The organism is Kitasatospora aureofaciens (assembly GCF_019192735.1).
Classification (GTDB): domain Bacteria; phylum Actinomycetota; class Actinomycetes; order Streptomycetales; family Streptomycetaceae; genus Kitasatospora; species Kitasatospora aureofaciens_A.
This window is the reverse complement of the sequence record NZ_JAHTKP010000009.1, coordinates 107,698-129,551: the sequence shown is the minus strand read 5'-3', so window position 1 is coordinate 129,551 and position 21,854 is coordinate 107,698. Positions and strand designations below refer to the sequence as shown.

Sequence of the window (21,854 nt, the reverse complement as noted above, 5' to 3'; positions counted from 1 at the left end):
GTCGCCCGCGCCGTCAGCCCTCCGGGTACCGCCGGGGCGTCCAGACGACCTCCACGCCGCCGTCTCGCTCGACCGCCCGGGTCTGCGAGGAGCCGATGAGCAGGATCGTCCGCATGTCGACCAGCGCCGGGTCGAGCTCGCCCAGCCGGACGATGCGCACCCGCTCCGTCGGCCCGCCGACGTCGCGCGCCATCACCACCGGCGTCTCGGGCGCGCGGTACTCCAGCAGCAGGTCCCGGGCCAGGCCGACCTGCGTCGTCCGGGACTTCGAGCCCGGGTTGTACAGCGCGAGCACCAGGTCCGCTTCGGCCGCCGCGCGCAGGCGCCGGGCGACCGCGTCCCAGGGCTTGAGCCGGTCCGAGAGCGACACCACCGCGTAGTCGTGCCCCAGCGGGGCGCCGGCGCGGGAGGCGGCCGCATGGGCGGCGGTCATGCCGGGGAGGACCCGCACCGGGACGTCCCGGTAGCCCTCCTCGCAGGCGACCTCCAGCACGGCCGTGGCCATCGCGAAGACGCCCGGGTCACCCGAGGACACCACCGCCACCCGGTGCCCGCGCCGGGCCAGGTCGAGGGCGAACTCGGCGCGCTCCGACTCCACCTTGTTGTCCGAGCCGTGCCGCCGCTGCCCCGGCCGCTCCGGCACCCGGGCCAGGTAGGTGGTGTAGCCGACCAGGTCGGTGGCCTCGGCCAGCGCGCCGCGCGCCTCGGGGGTGAGCCAGAGCGGCCCGGCCGGCCCGGTGCCGACGACGGTCACGCTGCCCATGCCGTCCGCCACCCGGGCCACCGGCTCCAGCGGCGCGACCTTGCTCGGCAGCACCGCGACGGAGAAGTACGGCACGGTCTCGCCGTCGATCTCGGCGAGCGGCGCGATGCGCTCCCCCTCCATGAAGGCGCGCTCGACGTACTGCGCGTCCTCCAGACGCCCCGCCCGCTCCAGCGCGCGCCGGACGACCGGGAAGGTGCGCCCGAGCTTCATGATCACGGCCGAGTCGGCCGAGGCGATCCGCGCCGCCAGCTCCTCCTCGGGCAGCGTGCCCGGGATGACGGTGAGCGTCTCCTCGGCCTCGGTCAGCGGCTGCCCGAGCCGGGCGGCCGCGGCGCTGACCGAGGTCACGCCCGGCACCACCTCGGTCGGGTAGCGGTGGGCGAGCCGCTTGTGCATGTGCTGGTAGGAGCCGTAGAACAGCGGGTCGCCCTCGGCGAGCACCACGACGTCCCGGCCGGCGTCCAGGTGGGCGGCCAGCCGGGCGGCGGCCTCCTCGTAGAAGTCGTCCAGCGCACCCCGGTAACCGCCCGGGTGGTCGGTGGTCTCGACCGTGATCGGGTAGACGAGCTTCTCCTCGACCTGACCACCCGTCAGATACCGCTCGGCAATGGAACGCGCGATGGAGCGCCCGTGCCGGGCACTGTGGTACGCCACGACGTCGGCCTTGCCGATGAGTTCGGCCGCGCGGACGGTCACCAGCGACGGGTCGCCCGGGCCGAGCCCGACCCCGTACAGCCGTCCCGTGGAACCGGACTGACGCTCCGTCACTCTTCTTCACTCGCAATCGCGTTGACGGCGGCGGCGGCGATCGCGCTGCCGCCGCGCCGGCCGCGCACCACCAGGTGCTCCAGGCCGGACGGGTGCTCGGCCAGGGCCTGCTTGGACTCGGCCGCGCCGATGAAGCCGACCGGGACGCCGATCACGGCGGCCGGGCGCGGCGCGCCCGCCTCGATCATCTCCAGCAGCCGGAACAGCGAGGTCGGCGCGTTCCCGACGGCCACCACCGCGCCCTCCAGCCGGGGCAGCCACAGTTCCATGGCGGCGGCGCTGCGGGTGTTGCCCATCTTCCGGGCCAGTTCGGGGACCGCCGGGTCGGTGAGGGTGCAGATCACCTCGTTGTCGGCCGGCAGCCGCTTGCGGGTGACGCCGCTCGCGACCATGTTGACGTCGCAGAGGATCGGCGCACCGGCGCGCAGCGCGGCGCGTGCGGAGGCGACCACGCCGGGCGAGTACACCAGGTCCTCGACCAGGTCGACCATCCCGCAGGCGTGGATCATCCGCACCGCGACCTGGGAGACGTCCGCCGGCAGGGCGGCCAGATCGGCCTCCGCGCGGATGGTGGCAAAGGACTGGCGGTAGATGGACGCGCCGTCCTTCTCGTACTCGATCACTTCGTGGTCCTCCTGGCCTCGGCGACCGCCTCGGCCATCTCCTCGTTCGTCACATCCACGGAAACCGCATCCGCAGCCGGCTCATCCACAGGCACCGCGCGCGCAGCCGCCGCGTCCGCCCCGTCCGCGACCGCCCCGGCGGCTGCCGGACCGTTCACGGTCACCCGGTAGCCCTGCCCGGTGGCGAGCACGTCCACCCATCGCCCGGCCGGATGGCCGCAGCGCCGTTCACAGCCGGACCAGTGCACGGGCCGGCCGCCACCGGCCACGACGTCCAACGCCCGTGCCGCGTCGGCCCGGACGTCGGCGAGCGACTTCGAGCACCCGGGCAGCCCGGTGCAGGCGGTGGCCCGCTCCCAGGGCGAGCCGGGCGCGGTCCGGAACCCGGCAGCGGCGAGCGCCGGCAGCCGGTCGGCCGGGGCGCCCGGCAGCACTGCGCCGCGCCAGGGCGTCAGCCGCAGCTCACCGGCCGAGGCCGCCACCAGGGCCCGCCACTGCGCCACGGTCGCCCGGCCGAAGCGCATGCCCACGGAGAGCCCGCCGGTCAACGCGCCGACGACAGGCACAGGTCCGGCGACGGCGGGCAGCGCACCGACGGCGGGCGCGGCTCCGGCGAAGGCGGGCAGCGGTACCGGTCCGTCCGGCAGGAGGTCGGGCACCTCGCGCAGGTGCCAGGCCTTGCGACCGCTCGCCCGCAGCGCGTCCAGGAAGGACCGGGCCGCGTCCAGCACGGCCGTCACCTCCTGCCCGGCCTCGACCGGATGCCCGTAAGCGGCCCGCCCGAGGCGCAGCAGCCGGGTGCCGTCCGAACCTGCGATCAATGTCACATCGGCGTCGAGCGCGGCGACGTCGCCCCGCCCGTCGTCCAGCGCGAACAGGAACTTGCCGGAGAGCCCGGCCGCCCAGTCGCTCGCGCACAGCCGCGCGTCCAGCTCCCGCACCCAGGCCTGCACGTCAGCCCGAACGTCGGCCCGCGCGTCAACAGAAGGAGCCGGAGAAAGCCCCGCGAGCGGCGAGGCGACGATGTTGCGCACCCGCTCGTGCGTGTCCGAGGGCAGCAGCCCGACGGCGCGCAGCCGTTCGGCGAGTTCCGCGCCGCAGTGCGAAGCCAGGCCGCGGAGTTGGACGTTGCCGCGCGAGGTGGTCTCCAGCTCGCCGTCGCCGAGGGCCTCCGCTGCATCGGCCAGCGCAAGTGCCTGACGGTCCGTCAGCAGACCGCCGGGCAGGCGGATCCGGGCCAGGGCGCCGTCGTCGGCGGTGTGCAGACGAAGCGCCCCTGGGCAGGCGTCCGCGCGCCCCCGGTCGGGCACCGCGGCGCCCGGCGCGGTGGCGTCGGGTGTCGGTGGCATGGCGGCGAGCATACAGATGATCCGATCGGTTGCCTCCGTCCGCTGCATCACACCTCCCGACACCTCCCGCTTCAGACCTCCGCGCACCTCCGCACACCTCCGGCAGCAAACTCCGCCCGTGCACCCGTCGACTCGAAGCTCGCTCTCCCCCAGGTCAGCCGCACCCCGTACGATGCTGGCGGGCGGTCCCCGCGGACCGTCCGACGCCAGCGACGGCGCAGGGGAGGAAACCGGTGCAAACCCGGTGCGGTCCCGCCACTGTGACCGCGGTTCACCGGGACGACCGGCGGCCGCGGGAGCCAGGAACTCCTGCCGTCCTCCACCGGCCCGGGGCGCGGACCCCGAGGAAGGCAGAAATGCACCAGCGCCGCCGCATGCCCGCGCCCGCGTCCCTGGCCACCTTCGAGGCCGGGAGGGCCTTCGCATGATCCTGCTGCTGTCGACGTCCGACACCGACCTGCTCAGCGCCCGCGCCTCGGCCGGCCCGGTCCCGTACCGGCTCGGCAACCCGGCCCGGCTCGCCCCCGAGGACCTGCCCGCCCTGCTGGAGGGGACCGACCTGGTCGTGATCCGCCTGCTCGGCGGGCGCCGCGCCTGGCAGGAGGGCCTGGACGCCCTGCTGGCCGGCCCCCGCCCGGTGGTGGTGCTGACCGGTGAGCAGGCCCCCGACGCCCAGCTGATGGAGCTGTCCACCGTCCCGGCCGGCATCGCCGCCGAGGCGCACGCCTACCTCGCCCACGGCGGCGCGGCCAACCTGGCCGAACTGGGCGCGTTCCTCTCCGACACCGTGCTGCTCACCGGTCACGGCTTCGCCCCGCCCGCCTCCGCCCCGGCCTGGGGCCCGCTGGAGCGCGAAGCCCGTACGGAGAGCGGCCCGACGATCGCGGTGCTCTACTACCGCGCCCACCACATGAGCGGCAACACCGCCTTCGTCGAGACCCTGTGCCAGGCAATCGAGGACCAGGGCGCGCAGGCGAAGGCCTACTACTGCGCCTCGCTGCGCGGCGCCGAGCCCGAGCTGCTGGCCGCCCTCGGCGAGGCCGACGCGATCGTCACCACCGTGCTCGCCGCCGGCGGCACCCGTCCGGCCGACGCACAGGCCGGCGGCGACGAGGAGGCCTGGGACGCGGGCGCGCTGGCCGCCCTGGACCGCCCGATCCTCCAGGCGCTCTGCCTCACCTGGTCGCGCGCCCAGTGGGAGGCCAGCGACGACGGCCTGTCGCCGCTGGACACCGCCACCCAGATCGCGGTGCCGGAGTTCGACGGCCGGCTGATCAGCGTCCCGTTCTCCTTCAAGGAGCTGGACGAGGACGGCCTCACCGTCTACGCCGCCGATCCGGAGCGCGCCGCCCGCGTCGCCGGCACCGCCGTCAGGCACGCCCGGCTGCGGCACGTCCCGGCGGCCGAGCGCCGCCTCGCGCTCGTGCTGTCCGCGTACCCGACCAAGCACGCCCGGGTCGGCAACGCCGTCGGCCTGGACACCCCGGCCAGCGCCGTCCGCCTGCTGAACCGGCTGCGCGAGGAGGGCATGGACCTGGGCTCGGCCCTGCCCGGTCTCGACGAGAACAGCGACGACTCCCAGGAGGGCGCCGGCCACGAGGGCGACGCCCTCATCCACGCCCTGATCGCCGCCGGCGGCTACGACCAGGACTGGCTCACCGAGGACCAGCTGGCCCGCAACCCGGTCCGCATCCCCGCCGCCGACTACCGCCGCTGGTACGCCACGCTCCCCCAGGGGCTGCGCGAGCAGGTCGAGGAGCACTGGGGCCCGGCCCCCGGCGAGCTGTACGTCGACCGGTCGCAGAACCCGGACGGCGACATCGTGCTCGCCGCGATCCACTCCGGGAACCTGCTCGTCCTCATCCAGCCGCCGCGCGGCTTCGGCGAGAACCCCGTCGCGATCTACCACGACCCCGACCTGCCGCCGAGCCACCACTACCTGGCCGCCTACCGCTGGATCGAGGCCGCGCAGGAGGACGGCGGCTTCGGCGCCCACGCCGTCATCCACCTCGGAAAGCACGGCAACCTGGAGTGGCTGCCCGGCAAGACCGCCGCGCTGTCCGCCGAGTGCGGCCCGGACGCCGTCCTCGGCGACCTGCCGCTGATCTACCCCTTCCTGGTCAACGACCCGGGCGAGGGCACCCAGGCCAAGCGCCGCGCCCACGCCACCCTCGTCGACCACCTCGTGCCGCCGATGGCCCGCGCCGACTCCTACGGCGACATCGCCCGCCTGGAGCAACTGCTCGACGAGCACTCCAACATCGCCGCGATGGACCCGGCCAAGCTGCCCGCGATCCGCGCCCAGATCTGGACCCTCATCCAGGCCGCCAAGCTCGACCACGACCTCGGTCTGGACGAGCGCCCCGAGGACGACGGCTTCGACGACTTCCTGCTGCACGTCGACGGCTGGCTCTGCGAGGTCAAGGACGCCCAGATCCGCGACGGCCTGCATGTCCTCGGCCAGGCCCCGGCCGGCACCGACCGGGTCAACATCGTGCTCGCCATCCTGCGCGCCCGGCAGATCTGGGGCGGCGTCAGCGCACTGCCCGGCCTGCGCGAGGCGCTCGGCCTGGACGAGGCCGCGCTCACCCTCGGCGCCACCGACGCGGCCGAGGCGCAGGCCCGCGCTCTGGTCGAGGCGATGGAGGCGCAGGACTGGGCGCCCGAGGCGGTCGAGAAGGTCGCCGCCGGTCTGCCGGAGGCCGTCCACGAGGTGCTCGCCTTCGCCGCCACCCAGGTGGTGCCGCGCCTGGCCGCCACCACCGACGAACTGGACGCCGTCCTGCACGCGCTCCAGGGCGGTTTCGTCCCGGCCGGCCCGTCCGGCTCGCCGCTGCGCGGCCTGGTCAACGTGCTGCCGACCGGCCGCAACTTCTACTCCGTCGACCCGAAGGCCGTGCCCAGCAAGCTCGCCTGGGAGACCGGCCAGGCCCTCGCCACCTCGCTGATCGACCGCTACCGGGCCGACAACGACGGCGCCTTCCCGCCCTCGGTCGGGCTCTCGCTCTGGGGCACCAGCGCGATGCGCACCGCGGGCGACGACATCGCCGAGGCCTTCGCCCTGCTCGGCGTCCGCCCGGTCTGGGACGACGCCTCGCGCCGGGTCACCGGCCTGGAACCGATCCCGCTCGACGAGCTGGCCCGCCCGCGCATCGACGTCACGCTGCGCATCTCCGGCTTCTTCCGGGACGCCTTCCCGCACGTCGTCGCCCTGCTGGACGACGCGGTGCGCCTGGCCGCCGCCCAGGAGGAGGCGGACGAGGACAACTACGTCCGCGCCCACGTCCAGGCCGACCTCGCCGTCCACGGCGACGAGCGCAAGGCCACCGTCCGCGTCTTCGGCTCCCGCCCGGGCACGTACGGGGCGGGCCTGCTCCAGCTGATCGACAGCCGCGACTGGCGCACCGACGCCGACCTCGCCGAGGTGTACACGGTCTGGGGCGGCTACGCGTACGGGCGCGGGCTGGACGGGCGGCCGGCCCGCGAGGAGATGGAGACCGCGTACAAGCGGATCACCGTCGCCGCGAAGAACACCGACACGCGCGAGCACGACATCGCCGACTCGGACGACTACTTCCAGTACCACGGCGGCATGGTGGCCACCGTCCGCGCGCTCACCGGCAAGGCGCCGACCGCCTACATCGGCGACTCGACCCGCCCGGAGACGGTCCGCACCCGGACGCTGACCGAGGAGGCCGCCCGCGTGTTCCGCGCCCGGGTGGTCAACCCGCGCTGGATCGAGGCGATGCGCCGGCACGGGTACAAGGGCGCGTTCGAGATGGCCGCCACCGTGGACTACCTGTTCGGCTACGACGCCACGACGGGCGTGGTCGCGGACTGGATGTACGAGAAGCTCACCCAGGAGTACGTGCTCGACCCGGTCAACCGGGAGTTCCTGGCCGGGGCCAACCCGTGGGCCCTGCACGGGATCAGCGAGCGGCTGCTGGAGGCGGCGAGCCGCGGGCTGTGGGAGCAGCCGGACCCGGAGCTGATCGAGCAGCTGCAGGCGGCGTTCCTGGAGACCGAGGGCGACCTGGAGGGCGGCGAGGGCTGAGTCCGCCTGGCTCATGCCGTTCGGCGGTTCATACCGTTCCTCGGTTCGTACCGTTCCTCGGTTCGTACTGTTCCTCGGTTCGTACCGTCGGGGTTCCCGTCATCTATTCGGGTGACGGGAACACTGGTGGCCTACCCCGTCCAAGCGGACAATACGGGGCATGCCGCGCCGCCTCACCCTCAGCCGTCCTGCCGTCCGCACACCTGGTCCGGGCGAAGCGGTAGCGGTGCCCGCGCACCGCTACCGGGCGCGCCTCGGCGCGCTGGCGGCCGGGGCGGTGCCGGTGCTCGCGTTCCCGGCGCCGGGACTGGCGTGGCTCGCGTGGGTCGCGCTGGTGCCCGGGATGCTGCTCATGCAGCGGGCGCCCGGTGGCCGGGAGGCGGCGGTGCGCGGGTGGTGGTTCGGCACGGGCTTCATCCTGACGGCGATGTACTGGCTGGTCCCGTCGATCGGGCCGGCCCTGCCGGTGCTCGCCGTCCTGTTCGGGGCGCTCCAGGCCGGTGTCGGGTACGGCGTGCACCGGCTGCTGCACCCGCCGCTGACGGCCCGTCGGGCGCTGCTCGCGCTGGCCGTTGTCCCGGCGCTCTGGCTGACCACCGAGTACGCGCGCTCCTGGCACGCGCTCGGCGGGCCGTGGGCGCTGCTCGGCGCCACCCAGTGGCAGCACCCGGCGCTCCTCGGGCTCGCCTCGGCGGGCGGGATCTGGCTGGTCAGCGCGGTGGTGGTGGCGGTCAACACCGGGGTGCTGATCGTACTCACCGCCGCCCCCTGGCGCCCGCGCGCCGTCGCGGCGGTGACGGCCGTGCTGGTGCTGGCGGCCGGTCCGCTGCTGTTCGCGCTGCGCGACGCGCCCGTCCGGGCCGGGGCGGTGACGGTGGCCCTGGTCCAGCCCGGGATCGTCGACGACCCGCAGGCGCGGTTCGACGCGAGCGCCCGCGCCACCGCCGCGCTCGGCGGGCGGCCGGTGGACCTGGTCGTCTGGGGCGAGAGCAGCACCACGTCCGACCTTGACCGCGACCGGGTCGCGCTCGACCGGCTGCGCGAACTGTCCGCCGCCACCGGCGCGCAGATCCTGGCCGGCGAGGACGCGCGCAAGGCGGACGGTCGCATCTCCAAGGACGCGGTCCTCGTCTCCCCGGCAGGCGTGATGGACCGCTACCGCAAGATCCGGCTGGTGCCGTTCGGCGAGTACATCCCGCTGCGGCCGGCGCTCGGCTGGATCGCCGGGGTCAGCCGGGCCGCGAGCGAGAACCGGGCGCCCGGCACCGCCTTCCACGACCTGCCCGCCACCGACCGGGCGGGCGGCCCGCTGCCGGTCGGGGCGCTGATCTGCTTCGAGTCGGCCTTCCCCGACATGGCCCGGACGGCGGCGCGCGACGGCGCCCGGGTGCTGGTCTACCAGTCGTCGACCTCGACCTTCCAGCACACCTGGGCGCCCGAGCAGCACGTCTCGCTGGCCGCGATCCGGGCCGCCGAGACCGGCCGTCCGGCCGTGCAGGCCTCGCTGACGGGGGTCTCGGCGGCCTTCGACGCGCAGGGGCGGGAGCTCGCCCGGCTCGGCACCGACGGCACCGGCGCGCTGACCGTCCGGCTGCCGCTCACCGCGCCCGGGACGCTGACCTGGTACGACCGGGTCGGCGACGTGGTGCCGCTGGCCGCGCTGCTGGTGACGGCGGGGTCGGCGGTCGTGGTGTGGCGGCGCTCCCCTCGTGCGGGCGCTCAGCCCTCGGCGGCGGCCAGGTAGACGCCGAACGCGGCGCCCTGGGCGTCGCGCAGGACGGCGATGCGTGGGCCGTCCGGCACGTCCGTCGCGGGCATCAGCACGTCGGCGCCGAGGGCGGTGGCCCGGGCTACCGTGCCGTCGACGTCGGCGACCGAGAAGTACGGCAGCCAGTGCGGCGGGACCTGCGGCGGGAAGCGGTCGTCCATCACCAGCATGCCGCCGAAGTCGGCGCCGTTCAGGCCCCACTGGGTGTACTGCTCGGACGCGGTGACGGACCAGCCGAACACCGCCGGGTAGAAGGCGGCCGCGCCGGGCGCGTCCCGGGTGAGCAGCTCGACCCAGCCGAGCGCGCCGGGCTCGTTGAACACGCCGGCGCCCTGGAAGGCGCGGGCCTGCCAGAGCGTGAAGACCGCGCCGGACGGGTCGGCGACCACCGCGAACCGGCCGAGGTCGAACACGTCCGCGGGCTCCATCAGGGCGCTGCCGCCCGCGGCCTTGATCTTCGCGACGGTGGCGTCGTTGTCGGCAACGGCGAACGACACCGTCCAGGCTATCGGCTGCTTCGGGGCGTAGATCGGGGTGACGGCGGCGGCCGGGGCGTCGCCGAGGAACATCTGCGTGTAGCCGCCGGCCTCGGGGCGCACGTCGGTCTCGGCGCGCCAGCCGAACAGCTCGCTGTAGAAGGACTGGGCGGCGGCGGGGTCGGAGGTGCCCAGCTCGACCCAGCAGGGGGCGCCGGTGGTCACGGAGTTCTGCTTCATCGCTTCTCTCTAGGTTGCTAGGTTGGATCTGACGTCACTGTCCGTCAGATCCCATGTGAGTCAGGCGACTTCTTCGGGTCAGGCGACTTCGAGGACGAGTTTGCCTCGGACATGGCCGGACTCCACGAGGGCCAGCGCCTCGGCGGCGTGGGTCAGTGGGTAGCGGCCGGTGATGTGCGGGTCCAGTTCGCCGGCGGCGACCAGGGCGGCCAGCGCGGCGAGGCTCTCGGGGGTGGTGGAGCGGGTGACGTAGCGGCCGCCGAGCTCGGCGGCGGTGGCCGGGTCGGCGGTACTGACCAGCTTCGAGCGGTCGGCGAGGGCGACGGCGGCGGCCCGCAGGGCGTCACCGCCGACCAGGTCGAGGATGCCGTCCACGCCGTCCGGCGCCGCCTCGGCGATCCGCTCGGCGACGCCGTCGCCGTACCGGACGTGGGCGGCGCCGAGCGACTCCACGTGCCCGCGGTTGGCGTCGCTCGCGGTGCCGGCCACGCGCAGGCCGCGGCTGCGGGCGATCTGCGCCGCGGCGCTGCCGACGCCGCCGGCGATGCCGAGGATCAGCAGCGTCTGCCCGGAGCCGAGGCCGACGTCGCGGACGGCGTCGTCGGCGGTGGCCACCGAGACGCACAGGATGGCGGCCTGGTCGAAGCCGACGCCCGCGGGTTTGACGGCGCTCATCCCGGCGCGCAGCAGCGTCTGTTCGGCGAAGGCTCCGGCGGCGGCGACCCCGAACACCTCGTCGCCCGGGGTGAACCCGGCCACCCCCGGGCCGACCTGCTGCACGACGCCCGAGGCCTCCTGGCCCATGACGGCGGGCAGTTGGCGCTCGCGGCCGAGCAGGCCGCGCCGGATCTTCCAGTCCACCGGGTTCACCCCGGCCGCCCGGACCGCGATCGCCAGCTGACCCGGACCGGCGTCGAGCTCCGGGCGGTCCAGGAACTCCTGAGTCTCCGGCCCGCCGTAGTCGACGAACCCGAACGTCTTGGCCATCTTGATCCCACTCCTCGGGTAGCCGGTCCTCGGGTAGCCGGCCGACGATCGCCGGCCTGGCGGTCACCGGCGCCTCCGGTCACCGGCCGGCGTTCGCAGCTTTGCGATCCCCCGCCCCAGCATGCGGGGACCGTCCGGGGCGGGCCGCTGGTGCTGCGCCGAACGGGGGTGGGCGAACAAAAGACAGATGACAGATGACAGATTTCGAAGTCTGTGATCTGTCATCTGTTAGATGTCAGCTGTCCGCCGCCGGCCTGTCCAGCCTGTCCGACCCGTCCGGCCCGGCCAACCCGTCCCCCGCTACTGGCGCACGGCCCGCGTCACCGGCACCCACAGCTCGGCCTCGGCGTCGCCCGCCCCCGGGACGAAGCGGGTCCGCAGCAGCTCCGGGCCCGGCCGCGACTCGTACGGGTTGGACGGGAACCACTGGCTCGCCACGTCGCCCCACATCTCCTGGAGCGCCTGCGGGAACGGGCCGGTGTTGCTGAACACCGCCCACGTGCCGGCCGGGACGTCCAACACGTCCAGACCCTCCGGGAGTTCGGCGTCGGGACCCGCCACCACCGCGTGCCAGTAGTCGAGTTCGGACCCCTCCTCGCGGCTGACCGACAGGTAGTCGGTCACCGAGACGATGCCGTCAGGGTCCTGGTCGGAGAGCGCCGAGATCCGAGCGACGGTCTCCGCGCCGAGTCCCTTGATGAACTCGGCGATCCCCGGGTTCACCCCCTGGTAGATCAGGGTGACCCGGGCCTTCTTGCCGACGATCCGGAAGTCGGGCTTCTCCACAATCCGGTATTCCATGCTGCTTGTTCCTTCCACGACGAGTCGGAAGGACATCCGGGGCTGGGACTTGAGCACCGCACCGTCGCGCCGGGCCTCCCCCGGCCCGACCCCGTGCATCGCCCGGAACGCCCGGGCGAACGCCTCCCCCGAGGTGTAGCCGTAGCGCACCGCGACATCGAGCAACGTCCGCTCGCCACCAAGCACTTCGGCCCCCGCGACGGTCAGCCGCCGGCGCCGCACGTACTCCGACAGCGGCATCCCGGCGAGCATCGAGAACAGCCGCCGGAAGTGGTACTCCGACGTCATCGCGATCCGCGCCAGCTCGGCCACCTCGACCTCGTGGTCCAGGTTCCGCTCGATGTGGTCCATCGCGCGGTTCAGGTGCTCCAGCACGCCGGCCCCCGTCCTTCCTTGTTGATCTCCACCGTAGGAAGGACCCAGCTTGCCGCACCCGACAATCGGTGCCCGCTCCGATCGGGTGCGCCCGGGTCAGGCAGGCACCCCGCCCGAGCGGGCACCGGGAGGTCAGACCAGGCCCTGCGCCAGCATCGCGTCCGCGACCAGCTCGAAGCCCGCAATGTTCGCGCCCACCACGTAGTTGCCCGGGTGGCCGTAGCGCTCGGCGGTGGTGGCGCAGGAGTCGTGGATGTGCCGCATGATCCCGGCCAGCCGCTCCTCGGTGCGGGCGAAGGTCCACGAGTCGCGGGAGGCGTTCTGCTGCATCTCCAGCGCGCTGGTCGCCACGCCGCCCGCGTTCGCCGCCTTGCCCGGGCCGAAGGCCACGCCGGCCTCCTGGAACACCCGCACCGCCGCCGGGGTGGTGGGCATGTTGGCGCCCTCGGCGACCGCCTTCACCCCGCCCCGAACCAGCGCGAGCGCGTCCGTCTCGTCCAGCTCGTTCTGGGTGGCGCAGGGCAGCGCGACGTCGCACGGCACGCCCCACACCCCCGTACCCTCTCCGGCCGCCTCCACGAACCGGACGTGACTGCCGCGCAGTTCGGCGTAGTCGGCGACCCGGCCGCGCCGGACCTCCTTGACCTCCTTGAGCAGTTCGAGGTCGATGCCCTTCTCGTCCACCACGTAGCCGGAGGAGTCCGAGCAGGTGACCACGGTCGCGCCGAGCTGCTGCGCCTTCTCGATCGCGTAGAGCGCGACGTTGCCCGAGCCGGAGACCGCGACCCGGCGCCCCTCCAGGCCCTCGCCGCGGCTGCGCAGCATCTCGGCGGTGAACAGCACGCAGCCGTACCCGGTCGCCTCGGTCCGCACCTGCGCGCCGCCCCAGCCCAGGCCCTTGCCGGTGAGCACGCCGCTCTCGTAACGGTTGGTGATCCGCTTGTACTGGCCGAACAGGTAGCCGATCTCCCGGCCGCCGACGCCGATGTCCCCGGCCGGGACGTCGGTGTGCTCGCCGAGGTGGCGGTACAGCTCGGTCATGAAGGACTGGCAGAACCGCATGATCTCGGCGTCCGAGCTGCCCTTGGGGTCGAAGTCGGAGCCGCCCTTGCCGCCGCCGATCGACAGCCCGGTGAGCGCGTTCTTGAAGATCTGCTCGAAGCCGAGGAACTTGACGATGCCGAGGTTGACGGACGGGTGGAAGCGCAGCCCGCCCTTGTACGGGCCGAGGGCGCTGCTGAACTCCACCCGAAAGCCGCGGTTGACGTGGATCGTGCCGGAGTCGTCCGTCCACGGCACACGGAACATGAGCTGCCGCTCGGGCTCGCAGATCCGCTCGATGATCCGGGCGTCGGCGAACTCGGGGCGGCGGGCGAGCACCGGTCCGAGGGTCTCCAGGACCTCGTGGACCGCCTGGTGGAACTCCGTCTCGCCCTTGTTCCGGCGGACGACGTCCGCGTAGAGCGCCTCGATGACGCGGTTCTCCGCGTCGAACGAGGCCGGGGAGGTAACGGTTTGAGGGTTGGTGGGCATCCTGTTCGGGACCTTCCGTGGTCGGCAGTGGTCGTGCGCGAGGCGTTCCCGTGCCCAGGAAACACGGGCAAGTCTCGCAGTGTCCACGGCCCGGGCCCACGACCCATCCACATGCTGAAACCCGCTCACCTGACGGGCAGCACGATCCACCGGCGCCGCCCCGACGCCGAACACCACTCATGACGGAACGTGGTCGCCCCGAGTGGGAACAGCTGAGGCGGACGTGGCGTTCTCCGCCTCCGTAGTCATCCCGGGCACCGACAGTACCCAGTTGTTCAAATTGGAACGACCGAGTACGGTCGGAGTCCGGCTCATCCCCAGACAGCTCATCCCCAGGCAACTCGGTAACGGAGGCCCGCCCATGCCGCAGCCCGGCTCCGCCACGGTGCGCTCACGTGTGCGCATCCCGCTGACCTTCCCGGACGGCTACCGCGCCGACGCGGAGGTCTTCACCTTCCACGGACTGGCCGACGGCGCCGAGCACCTCGCGCTCGCGTTCGGCGAGGCCCCGGAGGGCGGGACGCCGCTGGTGCGGCTGCACTCGGAGTGCCTGACCGGCGACGTGTTCGGCTCGGACCGCTGCGACTGCGGCCCGCAGCTGCGCGAGTCGGTCGAGCGGATCAGCGAGGCCGGCGGTTACCTGCTCTACCTGCGCCAGGAGGGGCGCGGCATCGGGCTCTACAACAAGCTCGATGCGTACGCCCTCCAGGACTCGGGCCTCGACACGTACGATGCCAACACCGCCCTCGGCCTCCCCGAGGACGGCCGGGACTACACCGCCGCCGCCCAGATGCTCACCGCCCTCGGTGCCACCGGCATCGAGCTGCTGAGCAACAACCCCGACAAGGCGGCACAGTTGGCCAGCCTGGGCATCAGCGTGGAACACCGCACGCCGACCGGCGTCCACCTCTCCGCGAGCAACGTCCGCTACCTGCGCGCCAAGGTGGAGCGGACCGGGCACTCGATCGAGCTGTCCCGGCTGGTCGGCTGAGCGCGGCCCCGTTCGGCGAACAACTAACAGATGACAGATTTCGAAATCTGTCATCTGTCATCTGTTAGTTGTCAGCTGTCACTCCTCACCCGTCCCCCTCCCGCAGCCGCACCACCCGCAGCACCCCGTACGCCGTGACCGGCAGCGCGATGAGGAGCGCGGCCCAGAACGCGGCGTGCCCCCAGAGTTCCGCGACGGCCCTGAACTGCCCCTCCAGCACCGGGATGCGCAGCGCCTCCACCGGGCCGAGCGGCCCGGGCCAGGCGCCGAGCAGCAGCGTGCCGGCGATCCAGCCGACGAACAGGACCCGGGCGGTCCGCGCGGTCGCCAGTGTGCTCGCGAGCGACACGGCGGCCAGCATGATCACGAACCCGGCCTGATACCTCGCACCCGTCCGGCCGGTCCCCCAGGAGGCCGGTGTGGGGTGGTGTCCGGTCGCGGCCAGCCGGACCTCGACCACCGCCCACAGCAGCACGACCAGCACCAGAGTGCTCCGGAGCGCGAACACCACGCGGTCGCGGGCACCTTCGCGGCCCGTCCGCCACTCCTTGCCCGCGCCCTTCGACTTCCCGCCGTTCTTCGTCCTCCCCGCGCCCTTCGCCTTCCCGTCCGGTCGGGCTCCCCTCCCACGGAGCCCGCGGCACGCCTCCCGCGCCCGCCTCCGGGCCTCGTGGGCAGGCTTGAGCAGCCGGCCGGCGGCCCGCTCGATCAGGACGAGCGACGCCACGAGCGCCGTTACCGCGACCACACCCGCCCAGCTGCCCATCCCACCCTCGAACGTCACCACCCGGTCGGCCACCGGCTGCGGCGGCTTGAGGACCGTCATCGGAGGTCCGAGCCGCAGGTAGCCGATCGCGAAGGCGCCGGCCCCGGTCAGGGCGGCCGTGCCGAAGCCGACCCGGGCGGGAAAGACCGCGAGCACGACGGCGGCGGTCAGGGCCGCACCGAGTTGCCCGACCACCTGGTGCGCCGCGTGCTCGCCGGCCCGGCGCAGCGGGCCGCCGAAGGCGCCGTTGGGCCAGATCTTGAGCTGTTGCCCGGCATCGATGGGGTACCGGAAGACCGCGCCCGCCCACATCAGCAGGCCGAAGGCGACGAGCAGCAGCAGCGCCGCCCCGGCCCGGCGCGGCAGACCGGTGCGCGCGTGCGGCCACCAGGCGCGGACGACGGCCCGCACGTCGAGCGACGGCCACTCCCGTTTGGCCTTCTCCACGGGTTGCGCAGCCTGCCCCGACCCGTCCGTCCGGCGCCCGCCGCGCGCCCGCAGGGCCTCGGCCGCGACGAGCGCCGCACGCCCGGCGAGGTCCCCGGGGTCGGCGCCCACCGCCCGCCGCCGCAGCGCCGACCAGCGGCGCCGGACGGTGTTCGACGCACCCTCCGGCCCCTTCCGGCCGACCGCCGAGCGCGCGCCCAGCACCGCATCCGCGACCACGGCCGCCAGCACCGCCGCCCCTTCGGATAGCCGCTCGGGCAGCGGCAGCCGGTGCAGGGCGGCGGGCAGCGGCGAGAGCCGGCCGAGCAGTCGGGAGCGCTCCTCGGGGCGGACGGTCAGCCACACCGTGAGCCGGTGCGCCTCCTCGCGTTCCTCCGCACTGAGCCCGTCGCCGCCCCGCCGCCCACCGCCGAGGCTGCGCGCCGTGGCGTTCACCTCGGCCAGTACGTCCGGCAGTTGGGCGAGGGCGAGCAGCCGAGCACAGTGCTCGCCGGAACACTCGGGGTGGAAGCAGTCGTAGCGGGCGGCGACGGCGGGGACGCCGGCCGCGACGAGTCCGTCGACGAACGCGGCCCCGTCCGGCCCGGTGGCGATCCGTTCGAGCCCGGTTGTGTCGATCGGGCGGTCGAGGTAGTGCGGGGTGGCGGAGGGCGCGAACGCGGCGCCGAGGGCGAGGACGGCGAGGGCGGCCACCGCGTCGCGCCGGTCGCCGCGCGCCTTGACCACGTCGGTGAGGTAGTGCAGGTCGAAGACGGTGTCCTTGACCTCGTCGCGCAGCCAGTCGCGCAGCCGTTCCGCTCCCCCGGCGGCCAGCCAGCGGGCGGCGTCGGCGGAGCGTCCGAGGAGGACGACGGCGAGCGCGGCCGGGTCGTGGTACGGGGTTCCGAGGAAGGTGACCGGCCGGTGGGTGCGGCCGCCGGCCGCGCGGGCCCGGTGCCGGGCGACCTCCGGGCTGCCGCCCGCGAGCCAGCTGCGGACCTGCGGGGCGGTCCAGCGCTCGGCCGGATTCTTGGTGAACAGCCCTTGGAGGAGCAGCAGTCGGCGTGGGTCGGCGACGGCGGAGAGGTCGACCTCCTCGCCCATGACCAGGTCGTACTGCAGCACCTCGTCGCTGAGCAGCCGCCCGTCGGCGCCCAGGAAGCGGGGGCGGCCGGTGAACAGCTCGTACAGGATGTTGCCGAGCGCCCACCAGGGCCCGGCGGGGTGGTTGGTGCCGGCCAGTTGCTCGGGGGCCATGTAGGCGACGGTGATCGTCATCTCGGGCGTGAAGCGGCGGCTGGCGGTGAGTCGGGCGATGCCGCCGAAGTCGGCGATCACGAACTCCGCAGGGGTGCGGCCGGGCCGGACCAGGACGTTGGCCGGCTTGAAGTCCACCGGGTTGCGCATGATCCGCTTCTGCCAGAAGTCGAGCAGCGCGACCAGCTCGTAGATGATCTGCTCGGTCTCGCGCACGTCGGTGTGCCGGCCTGCGCGGCGCAGGGCGGCGAAGTGGTCGGCGAGGGTGACGGGCAGGTACTCCATGGCCGCCCAGCCGTGTTCGACGCCCTGGTGGGAAACCCGTCCGAAGCCGATGATGCGCGGGACGTGGCGGAGGTAGGCGTCGTTGGAGAGGTGCTCCAGGAGTTCGGCGTCCATGGACTGGCCGACGGCCGTCACCTTGACGGCGGCCTCACCGCGGCCGTCGGTGCGGCGCACGTGCCAGACGGTGCCCTCGGTACCGGAGCCGGCGACGCCCAGCGGCTCGAAGCGGTCGCGCAGCGCGGCCGGGAAGCCTCCGACGTACTGCCCTCCGGCGGCGCGGTCGCCGGAGCGGTCGGCCGTACGGTCGCCGGACCGGTCGGCGGTGCCGTCGTCGACGGGCGCCCCACCGCCCCTGCTGGGCCCGGGCCCGACGTTGGCCGCCCACGCGCCGTCCGCCCAGGTGCCCGCCGAGGCGTCCGCGCCCGGGGCCGCTCCGCGCGCCCTGCGCGGGGTAACCCGGGTCGGCGCCTCCGGGTCCACCCGGACCGAGGGGTCCGGCACGCGCCTCGTCGCCGCCTCCGGGTCCACCCGGGTGTGCGGGACGGCCCCGAGCCGCGACGGCGGATCCGGGACGACGCCGAGGGTGCGGCGGCGGCCCCACGGCCGCCGGTCCACCTTCGTCCGGGGCTCGGGCCCGCGCTCCCGCCCCTCGTCGCCGACCGGGCCCGGGTCCGCCGGTGTGGCCATCGTGGCGCTCTCCTCCCCGCTCCCCCGGGGCCGGTGCGGGGGTCGTGCCCGCGCTGTACGGCACCGGGAAGGTGATCGTGACGCGCCATCATCCCGCATGCGGGGCGGCGCCGTTGAGCTCTTTCCCGGAACGCGACGCGGCCGTTTCCCTACCGCTGCCAGACCCGGACAAAGTCGACGCGAAACGTCGCCGGGACGTCGCCGCCCCGCGGCCGGGCGCCTGATCGGGGTTCCAACCGGGAGCCAACGGGCGAACGGTGACGCCAAGTCACCGCGCCCCTTGACCTGTCCCACCCCCGACCGGCCGGCCCTCCGGCTCCTCGGCGATCCGACGGGCGATCTCGGAGGGGCGCACCGGCCGCCCGAAGTGCCAGCCCTGCGCCCAATCGCAGCCGATGGTCCGCAGCCGGTCGGCGTCCTTGCGGGTCTCCACACCCTCCGCGGTGACGGTCAGCCCGAGCGCGTGCGCCATCGACACCAGGCCGCTGATGATCCGCCACCCGGTGGACTCGTCCTTCCCCGGATCGTGCAGATCGCCAACGAAGGACCCGGCGATCTTCAGGCCGGAGACCGGCAGGTCGCGCAGGTAGGCGAGGTTGGACCAACCGGTGCCGAAGTCGTCCACCGCCAGCGAGACCCCGAGGTCCACCAGCCCGTGCAGGGTCCGCAGCGCCTCGTCCTCGGGTCCGACCACGGTGGACTCGGTGATCTCCAGCTGGAGCCGGGCCGGGTCCAGGCCGGTGGTGTCGAGGATCCGGCCGAGGTCGGCGACCAGCGCCGCGCTGCGCGCCTGACGGACTGCCAGGTTGACGTTGAGCTGCGGCGCGGCGTCGCCGAACCGCTTGATCCAGTCGGCCGCCTGGCCGCAGGCCTGCTCCAGCACCCAGCGGCCGAGTGGCATGATCAGGCCGGTCTCCTCGGCGGTGGTCACGAACTCGTCCGGGCCGAGCACGCCGAGCTGCGGGTGGCGCCAGCGCACCAGCGCCTCCACGGCGGCGAGCCGGCCGTCGGCCAGCGCGTAGAGCGGCTGGTAGTCGATGAAGAACTCGCCGCGGTCGAGGGCGGCCGGCATCCGCACCGACACCGCGTACCGGCTGACCGCGCGGGCGTTCTCCTTGGGGTCGAACAGCGTCCAGCGGCCCCGGCCGGCCTCCTTGGCCCGGTACAGCGTCAGGTCGGCGGCCCGGACGGCGGCGCCCGGGGTGGTCGTGGAGACGCGCCGCTCCAGCACGCCGACGCTGGCGCCCACCGCCAGCTTGTGATCGCCGATCAGCACCGGCCCGGCCAGCGCCTTGAGCACCGTCTTCGCGGCGGCCACCGCCTCCTGCTCGCCCCGGCAGTTCTCCAGCAGGACGACGAACTCGTCGCCGCCGAGCCGGGCGACCAGGTGGCCGAGCGGGGTGAGCGCGGCCTTCAGCCGGGCGGCGACGGCGGACAGCAGCTGGTCGCCGGTGTCGTGGCCGAGGCTGTCGTTGACCACCTTGAAGCCGTCGAGGTCGACGTAGCACAGGCCGAACCGGGCGCCCGGCTCCGGCTCCTCGAACAGCTTCTCCAGCCGCTCGAAGAAGGCCGCCCGGTTGGGCAGTCCGGTCAGCGGGTCGTGGGTGGCCTGGTGGCGCAGCCGCTCCTGGAGCCGGTAGCGGTCGGTGATGTCCTCCAGCATCGCGACCTGGTACTGCGGGGTGCCGTCGTCGTCGCGGATCAGCGAGACCGTCAGGTGCGTCCAGACCACCTCGCCGTCCTGCCGGTAGTACGGCTTGTCGAACTGGAAGTAGTCCCGCTTGCCGCTGATCAGCTCCTCGTACGCCTCCCACACGCCCGGGGTGTCCTCGGGGTGGACGAGGTCGCCGACCCGGCGGCCGGTCATGTCCTCCGGACCGACGCCGAACAGCTCCTGCAGCGCCTTGTTGACGGCCAGGATGTTGCCGTCGGTGTCGCCGATGCCGATGCCGATCGCCGCACTCTCGAACAGCGCGCGGAACCGGGCCTCGGAGGCCCGCAGCGCTCGCTCGGCCTCCTTGCGGGCGAGGTCCGCGGCAGCCCGGATCGACTCCTGCTCGCGCAGCGTGCGCTCGCGCAGGGCCGCCGCCCAGCCGGCCGCGAAGGCGCCGGTCAGGGCCGGGCCGCGGTCGTCGCCGACCGGCTGGGCCTGGAGCAGCTCGACCGCCCGGGCCAGCACGGCCGGGTCGGTGAAGTGCGCGTCCACCAGCTCGGCACCGGCCTGGGCGGCCAGGTGCGGCTCGAACGGCTCTTCCTGCTGGGCGCGGTGGAGCAGCGCGGCGGTGCGGGCCACCAGCCGGCCGAGCAGGCCGGGGTGGACGGCGATGCCGTGGTCGCTGGAGAGCAGCAGGGCCCAGTCCTCGTGGAACCGTTCCGCGCTGCCCGACACCGGGGCCGTGCTCATACGACCGCCGCCCCGCCGCGTCCGGCGAGGCCGGGCCTGGTGAAGCCGGGCCTGGTGAAGCCGGGCCTGGTGAACAGGAGGCAACGCCGGCGCGCGGCGGCCGCCTCGCGGGACCCCCGGCCGTCGGTCGGTCGCCCGCTCCACCCGCTCCGTCCGCCCCGTCCGCTCAAGGGCGGAACCCCACGCCCGCCACCCCGCTCATCCGCTCGGGGTGCTCCCCGACCGCCTCCGGCTGGTCCGGCCGCCACTGCGGCAGGTAGACCACGCCCGGCTCGACCAGCTCGAAGCCCGCGAACATCGCGGTGATCTGCTCGTGGGTGCGCATGGTCAGCGGGGTCGGCGTCATCCGGTACAGCTTCTGGTGGTCCTCGGCCTGGTCGGGACGACCCTCCGAGGAGGCGTGCGAGAGGACCAGGGCGCTGCCGGCCGGGAGCGCGTCGCGGATCGTCGCGATCAGCTTCCGCGGGTCCTCGTCGTCGCTGACGAAGTGGGCGACGGCCACCAGCAGGACGCCCACCGGCTCGCCCGCCGCCAGCAGCTCGGTCACCTCGGGGCGGCCCAGCAGGTCGTCGACGTCGCGCAGGTCGGCCTGGACGATCGCGCTCCACGGGTCGTCCGCCAGCATCAGGCGGCTGTGCGCGACGGCCACCGGGTCGCGGTCCGCGTACACGACCCGCGACTCGGGGCGGATCGCGCGGGCGATCTCGTGCACGGCGCCGAAGGTCGGGATGCCGGAGCCGATGTCCAGGAAGCGGGTGATGCCGCGCTCGGCGAGGAGGGTCACGGCGCGGCGCAGGAAGGCCCGGTTGGAGCGCATGATCTGCGGCAGCTCCGGCCACAGGGCCATCGCCTTGCGGGCCATCTCCCGGTCCACCTCGAAGTTGTGCGAGCCCCCGAGGTAGTAGTCGTAGACCCGCGCGGCGTTCGGTTTGTCCAGGTCCGTGCCCTCCGGTACCCAGCTCGGTCGCCGCATGCCTGTGACTCCTTCACTCCGGTTGTGGGGCGGCAGCGCCCGCAGGCCACTGCTGTGACAGATGAGACTACAAGCACGGAAGATCCTCCCCCGGCACCCCGAACGGGTGCAAGCGGAGTGTGCCCTTCCCGCTCACAGTGGAGTGCGCCCTTCCCGCCCAGGCGAGGGACTGTTCGCCCGCGTGGGCGAGCTCGCCGACGACCTCGACCTGTTCCCGGAGCAGTGGGGGCTGCACGCCGGACGCCAACTCGGCAACACCCCAAAGGCGTTCAGCCATGTGAGCCTGGTCAATACCGCGTTCACCCTGCCCGAACCGGGCTAGGGT

Annotated in this window: 14 protein-coding genes and 1 riboswitch; of the genes, 4 read left to right on the top strand and 10 right to left on the bottom strand. The window is 74.1% G+C overall.

Going from position 1 to position 21,854, the window contains the following annotated elements:
- Positions 1-13: 13 nt before the first annotated feature.
- From KV557_RS12450 to KV557_RS12440, 3 genes are read right to left on the bottom strand one after another with little or no spacing between them, the layout of a single operon-like run.
- Entirely contained in the window at positions 14-1,534 is a 1,521-nt protein-coding gene (locus tag KV557_RS12450) for a precorrin-2 C(20)-methyltransferase (protein WP_218199916.1), read from the bottom strand.
- Positions 1,531-2,157 carry a precorrin-8X methylmutase gene (locus KV557_RS12445; protein ID WP_218199915.1) on the bottom strand — a complete coding sequence of 209 codons (627 nt, stop codon included), beginning with the start codon at positions 2,155-2,157 and terminating at the stop codon, positions 1,531-1,533. The genes KV557_RS12450 and KV557_RS12445 overlap by 4 nt, the downstream gene beginning before the upstream one ends.
- Entirely contained in the window at positions 2,154-3,506 is a 1,353-nt protein-coding gene (locus KV557_RS12440; RefSeq protein ID WP_256177294.1) for a hypothetical protein, read from the bottom strand. The genes KV557_RS12445 and KV557_RS12440 overlap by 4 nt, the downstream gene beginning before the upstream one ends.
- 223 nt (positions 3,507-3,729) lie before the next feature.
- A riboswitch (cobalamin riboswitch) is annotated at positions 3,730-3,815 on the top strand.
- Positions 3,816-3,930: 115 nt separating this feature from the next.
- Between KV557_RS12440 and cobN the strand changes: the two genes are divergently transcribed.
- Together cobN and lnt are read left to right on the top strand one after the other, a co-directional pair.
- Positions 3,931-7,560: a cobaltochelatase subunit CobN gene (cobN, locus tag KV557_RS12435; protein ID WP_218199913.1), complete on the top strand. Its 3,630-nt coding sequence runs from the start codon at positions 3,931-3,933 to the stop codon at positions 7,558-7,560.
- A 160-nt stretch (positions 7,561-7,720) separates the two neighbouring features.
- Positions 7,721-9,304, top strand: coding sequence for an apolipoprotein N-acyltransferase (lnt, locus tag KV557_RS12430; protein ID WP_256177293.1), 1,584 nt, complete (start codon positions 7,721-7,723; stop codon positions 9,302-9,304).
- On the opposite strand, the gene KV557_RS12425 is transcribed toward lnt, so the two are convergent.
- The 4 genes from KV557_RS12425 to gdhA form a co-directional block, all read right to left on the bottom strand.
- Complete coding sequence (locus KV557_RS12425; protein WP_218199912.1) at positions 9,280-10,044, bottom strand: VOC family protein; 765 nt, start codon at positions 10,042-10,044, stop codon at positions 9,280-9,282. The genes lnt and KV557_RS12425 overlap by 25 nt on opposite strands.
- 78 nt (positions 10,045-10,122) lie before the next feature.
- Positions 10,123-11,031, bottom strand: a complete 909-nt coding sequence (locus KV557_RS12420; protein WP_218199911.1) for an NADP-dependent oxidoreductase — start codon at positions 11,029-11,031, stop codon at positions 10,123-10,125.
- 300 nt (positions 11,032-11,331) lie between these two features.
- Positions 11,332-12,207: an AraC family transcriptional regulator gene (locus KV557_RS12415; protein WP_218199910.1), complete on the bottom strand. Its 876-nt coding sequence runs from the start codon at positions 12,205-12,207 to the stop codon at positions 11,332-11,334.
- Between the two features lie 132 nt (positions 12,208-12,339).
- A complete protein-coding gene (gene gdhA / locus KV557_RS12410) occupies positions 12,340-13,740 on the bottom strand; it encodes an NADP-specific glutamate dehydrogenase (protein ID WP_218199909.1) in 1,401 nt (466 codons plus the stop codon).
- A 361-nt stretch (positions 13,741-14,101) separates the two neighbouring features.
- Between gdhA and KV557_RS12405 the strand changes: the two genes are divergently transcribed.
- Positions 14,102-14,731 (top strand): GTP cyclohydrolase II, encoded by a 630-nt coding sequence (locus KV557_RS12405; RefSeq protein WP_218199908.1) that lies wholly within the window; start codon positions 14,102-14,104, stop codon positions 14,729-14,731.
- Between the two features lie 85 nt (positions 14,732-14,816).
- On the opposite strand, the gene KV557_RS12400 is transcribed toward KV557_RS12405, so the two are convergent.
- The 3 genes from KV557_RS12400 to KV557_RS12390 form a co-directional block, all read right to left on the bottom strand.
- Positions 14,817-18,152: a protein kinase domain-containing protein gene (locus KV557_RS12400; RefSeq protein ID WP_218199907.1), complete on the bottom strand. Its 3,336-nt coding sequence runs from the start codon at positions 18,150-18,152 to the stop codon at positions 14,817-14,819.
- 268 nt (positions 18,153-18,420) lie between these two features.
- On the bottom strand, positions 18,421-20,556 hold the full coding sequence (locus KV557_RS12395) for a putative bifunctional diguanylate cyclase/phosphodiesterase (RefSeq protein WP_218199906.1): 2,136 nt from the start codon (positions 20,554-20,556) through the stop codon (positions 18,421-18,423).
- Positions 20,557-20,722: 166 nt separating this feature from the next.
- A complete protein-coding gene (locus KV557_RS12390; RefSeq protein ID WP_218199905.1) occupies positions 20,723-21,529 on the bottom strand; it encodes an SAM-dependent methyltransferase in 807 nt (268 codons plus the stop codon).
- 181 nt (positions 21,530-21,710) lie between these two features.
- On the opposite strand from KV557_RS12390, the gene KV557_RS12385 reads away from it, so the two are divergent.
- The gene (locus tag KV557_RS12385) at positions 21,711-21,851 is read left to right on the top strand and encodes a glycoside hydrolase family 15 protein (RefSeq protein WP_218199904.1); all 141 of its coding nucleotides are present in this window, start codon (positions 21,711-21,713) and stop codon (positions 21,849-21,851) included.
- Positions 21,852-21,854: the final 3 nt, after the last annotated feature.